4 protein-coding genes are annotated in these 4570 nt (G+C 50.0%); 3 read left to right on the top strand and 1 reads right to left on the bottom strand.

The window, feature by feature from the left end; genetic code table 11:
• The first annotated feature begins 548 nt into the window (after positions 1 to 548).
• The 3 genes from IGR76_10245 to IGR76_10235 all read left to right on the top strand — a co-directional run bounded on the left by IGR76_10245 (position 549) and on the right by IGR76_10235 (position 3492).
• On the top strand, positions 549 to 1304 hold the full coding sequence (locus IGR76_10245) for a DUF4079 domain-containing protein (GenBank protein MBF2078876.1): 756 nt from the start codon (positions 549 to 551) through the stop codon (positions 1302 to 1304).
• A gap of 108 nt (positions 1305 to 1412) precedes the next feature.
• Positions 1413 to 3038, top strand: a complete 1626-nt coding sequence (locus tag IGR76_10240) for a glycosyltransferase family 39 protein (protein MBF2078875.1) — start codon at positions 1413 to 1415, stop codon at positions 3036 to 3038.
• Positions 3039 to 3327: 289 nt separating this feature from the next.
• A complete protein-coding gene (locus IGR76_10235) occupies positions 3328 to 3492 on the top strand; it encodes a hypothetical protein (protein MBF2078874.1) in 165 nt (54 codons plus the stop codon).
• A gap of 54 nt (positions 3493 to 3546) precedes the next feature.
• Here IGR76_10235 and IGR76_10230 read toward each other — a convergent pair.
• The coding region (locus IGR76_10230) for a M23 family metallopeptidase (protein ID MBF2078873.1) at positions 3547 to 4570 on the bottom strand (1024 nt) is incomplete at its 5' end.

The raw sequence follows: 4570 nt of genomic DNA, 5'->3' as shown, positions 1-4570 counted from the left end.
CATCCCGACACTCGCCTTCGGCAGAGTGCGGGGCTTTCACGGAGAAGCTAAATTGGTAATCGGTGTGAAGCATGAACCCGCCACAGAACAATCATAAGGTTCGGGACTAACCCCGTTCACCATTGCTCTAGATGCCCATCATGCTAATCGCAATGCCCTTAGCGGAACGCTTCACTGATAGGAATAAAGCTTATCCCTCAGTACATAACTAGCTGTAGTATTCATTGCGAGTCATGACCCCCTACATCATGAACGAGAAGGAATCAGAACATCAACCCAAGATCTGCTGATCTGTCAAAAAAATTTGAAGTTTATCAGGTTTTCAAGGTGCTATTCACAGCATCCTCTCAGGGAAGGCCGTTAGAATGCCTTCGTCCACCGTCATAAAATGTGCAGGTTAATCCAGGCTAGCGATGTCTTCGTGTAGAGCGGATTCTCTAACGAATCAGCGTTCCGCCCAAAGGTCTGTGTTTTGTAAGCTAACCGCTATCTTGAACGGTTCAAGCAGTGGTATACATTGAACGTCTTCGTGATCTGAGGTTAAAGCGATGAATCCTGATTTAATGGGGCTAATCCATCCCACATTAGCCGTAGTATTCGTGTTCCCCTTAATTGGCATTGTGTCTTACTTCGCATGGCAAACCCGCCAACGTCGCTTACAAACAGCGGATAAGAGCAAAAGCACAATTCCCCCAACGGCAGGCCGAGACCATGTCAAAATTGGTCGCTGGTTAGCAGCTTCGGTTGTCATTTTGGCTCTTATGGGTCTGGCTCATCCCATATTTTTAGCGATGGCTGAGAAGCAAACGTGGAGCAACGATCCGTTCAAAGCATTCTTCATTGTGGCGTTGTTTATTGTGACAGTGCTCTCCTTGTTCTTCCTGTTCAAAGCTCGAACACGGCTGTGGCGCGGTGTGTTTGCCTCATTAACGGGAATGGGTCTAGTACTTCTGGGCTTTCAAGATGGTGTATTCCGCCGAGATTTTGAGTGGTATCTCTCACACTTTTACTTTGGATTAACGGCAGCAATGCTGATGCTGTTTGCCCAGGCGATTGCGCCCGATATCTATCACGATCGTACCAATCGCTGGCGAACGGTGCATATTGTCCTGAATTCGATCGCGCTTTTATTTTTCATTGGTCAAGGCTTTACAGGAACGCGAGATTTGCTGGAGATCCCACCCTACTGGCAGAAGCCATACGTCGAACAACTATATATCAATAATTGCCAAGCGGCTCCTGCGGATAATCCTTGTTCTGTCCAGCCTCCGGCCAATCCTGATGCCCAGCCTCCGGCCCAGTAATGGCGTTGATTGTAGCTGACGTAACGTTTGGCCAACGCGATCGCCCCTAGATTAAGGTGCACAACGTGTTTATGCTGGGACGGTTCGACATGGGGAGCTTTTAGGATAGTGCAAGCGTTGAAACAGGTGCGATCGCGCTGGAATCAGCTCGGTGGTTTGCAGCAAGCGGCTGTGGTGCTGATTGCAGTTGGCATTTTCTTTCGGTTGGCTAACCTGGATGGCAAGATTCTCTGGCATGACGAGGTGTATACCAACTTTCGTGCAGCAGGCTACTTGAGTGCTGAGGTGCAGGATACCTTGTTCCAAAATCAGACCTTTAGGGCTTCTGAAATTCGCCAATTTCAAAGCATCAAGCCCAATAGTACCGTTTGGGATACGGTACGAGGGCTAGCAGTGGAAGATCCACAACATCCGCCTCCGTATTTTGTCATGGCTCGAGTATGGATGGTGCTGTTTGGTAGTTCAATCACCGCAGACCGAATGCTGCCTGCTGTGATCAGCCTGTTTTCGCTGCCGCTCATGTACGCCTTGGGTCTTGAACTGTTTGCGAGTTCTGCGGTTGCACTGATGGCGACGGTGCTGTTAGCACTCTCTCCATTGGATATTTTGTTTGCTCAGACCGCGCGGCAGTACAGTCTTATGACTGCCACAACGATTGCAGTCAGTTGGCTGTTACTTCGAAGCATCCGAACCCGACGATGGAACGATTGGGGGCTATATGCGGGCACGACTACGGTCGGTTTTTACACTCAGCCGCTATTTGGTCTGACTGTTGTTGCCCATGGCGTATACCTCGCAGGTTTGATTCTAAAGGAAAAGATATTACCACCTACTTTTTCCTGGGAGCATCATCAGTATCGGAAGGCCGGACTTTTTTACTTAGTCGCGATCGCGATCGCTGCCGTGCTTTTCTTACCGTGGGCGTGGGTTGTGCACCGCAACTTTGAGATGGCCGCTGCAACGACGGACTGGACGCGTTCTGCGATCCCTATGGGGACGCTTCTAAACTTATGGGTATTCAACGTTACGGCGTTGTTCATGGATACCGATATTAGTGTGCCTCCGCTGCTGCGCTTGCTCTCGCGGATTCCAATCTTGGTCATGATTGGTGTATCTCTCTACACGATTTATCGTTGGACGCCGTTCCCAACTTGGTTTTTTATCGTTACGTCTGTGGGGATTCCATTTCTGATCTTGGCATTACCTGATTTGATGATTGGTGGACTCCGATCCACCGTGGCTCGATTTTTAATTGGATGTTATCCCGCGATTCAACTCGCAGTAAGTTACTGGATCGTGCATCTCTGGAAACAGCGACAAGTATGGTGGAGACGTATGGTTCTACCGATGCTCGTTGTTGTTAGCGTTGCTTCTTGTACGATCAGCCTATTTGCAGAAACATGGTGGACGAAGTTTCCAAACTACTACAACGCGGCGATCGCTGATTATATTGCTACAACAGAAAAATCAGTTGTCATTAGCGATCGCGGAGATGAGCATATCAATGGTGCCAACCTTGTTTCCCTAAGTTTTAGCTTGCCCGAGGAAACTCCATTTTATTTGATGCGCCAGCCATCTGATTTTGCGCTATTGCCTTTACAAGGTTGGGACGATGCGACGCTGTTCGTGTATCGCCCATCGTCAGAGTTAATAGACGCTGTTCCAGAACCTTGGCAGATAATCCCTGTGAATCCAGTCTGGAACCTTTGGACGTTATCACCAAGGAAGTCTTGAGTCTATCGACTAAGGGTCTGATCTATGGCGAGAGATGGATAGCCGCTACAGAAATCAGGGGCTCATGGGTGATGTGATCCGCCGCTTGGGTGATTCTAAAATGACCCTTTTTGATCCAGTTGAACAGCAGGTAGGGGCGCTAAATGTAGCGAAAGCGGTTTCATTCAGCCTTTCTAGATTTTGTCACACGCTGGTTCCAGAATGATCGGGATTAATCTTAGGATCGGGAAATCATGGGTTTGGATTTGTAGTCTAACCCTGGATTGCCCATCGTTGAGGAGAATATCTGGTGAGAGAACCGTTAATCAACAAAGTATTGGTCATTCGTTTGACCTTGCTTGCCACCGTTGTTAGCGTTGTTGCGTTAATGATTCCCTATCCCCAAAGCCGCATTCAGGTGGTTTCCCCCGACGTTAATACGACCCAAACCGAAGATGCAGACAGCAACAGTTAATGCCTGTGCTGTCTGCGTTTTATTAGAACTTCGCCGTTGTCCGTGATTAGGAATTTAGCGATTTGAGGCCACGTTGTTTGTACCAATCCCGGTCAACGCGATCTCAATATATCCCTTCCAGGCTTCTACCTGAGTTCCGGTGATCGGACTCGCATTTCCTCCTTGGCGTTGCTGCATGTGGAGGTGAGGGCCTGTGCTGGCAGAGCCTGAATTGCCAATAGTGCCAATTCGGTCGCCCGCATTCACAACCACTGTGCCGCGTTCCCCAGCAATACAGCTATCGAGGTGGGCAAAATCAAAGGCGAAGTCCATGCCCTCGGAGTAGGTGGACGCATTTTGGCCGCCAATCGGTTCATACCAGCAGCGAACCTCAACTTTAGATCCGGGTGCGCCAATCGCGTAGATGGGAACTCCCGTCGAGTCGGGCCAGCGTCCATTTTGAGGCGGAAGGGCAAGGTCCGTTCCAATGTGGTTTGCCGTCCAGCCCCGGGTAACAATAAGGCCACCCACGCGATCGCCCGCTGCTAAAATCGTGCTATCTACACCCCGGAGGGCCACATCAACGGTGGTTTGGGATGAGTTATTGGTCGTATTTCGTGGCTCTGTGTTGCTGGTTTCGGTAGTTGTTCCATTATCAACTTGACTGCTGCTGGTAATGACCTCACCGGATGTAGACTCCTCGCGAACGGGAAGAGTTGCCAAATCAGCTTCCCGACAGCGCAATGCTGAAAACCCAAGAAAACTAAAGCCCTTGCGGCATACGCGCACGGAGTCTGAGGAGGTATTGGTGGTCATTTCGACGAGGAGGCTGGGCATTTGGCCGCGATCCGCTACGTCAGCAAGGGGCGTGAGTTGCCGCGTAGAGGGGTCATACAAATACTCGCGATCATCGTTGGGTAGGTTGACAGACCAGTTCGCAACCGATGCGGTGCTCACCTCTCCGGCACTGTTGCGGGGTAGTTTAGCGTAATCGACCCAAAAGCGACGGCTGACGAAGGGGGCTGCATATTGAACGCTGCTAGTTGTAACCTGGTTAGAAATATCGTATTTGGGCGCGGAGGATGCAGTGTTGTTGGAG

Origin of the sequence: Synechococcales cyanobacterium T60_A2020_003 (genome assembly GCA_015272205.1) — a bacterium.
Lineage (GTDB): Bacteria > Cyanobacteriota > Cyanobacteriia > RECH01 > RECH01 > JACYMB01.
The sequence above is the reverse complement of the archived record's forward strand: the minus strand, read 5'-3'. Positions and strand labels throughout refer to the sequence as shown.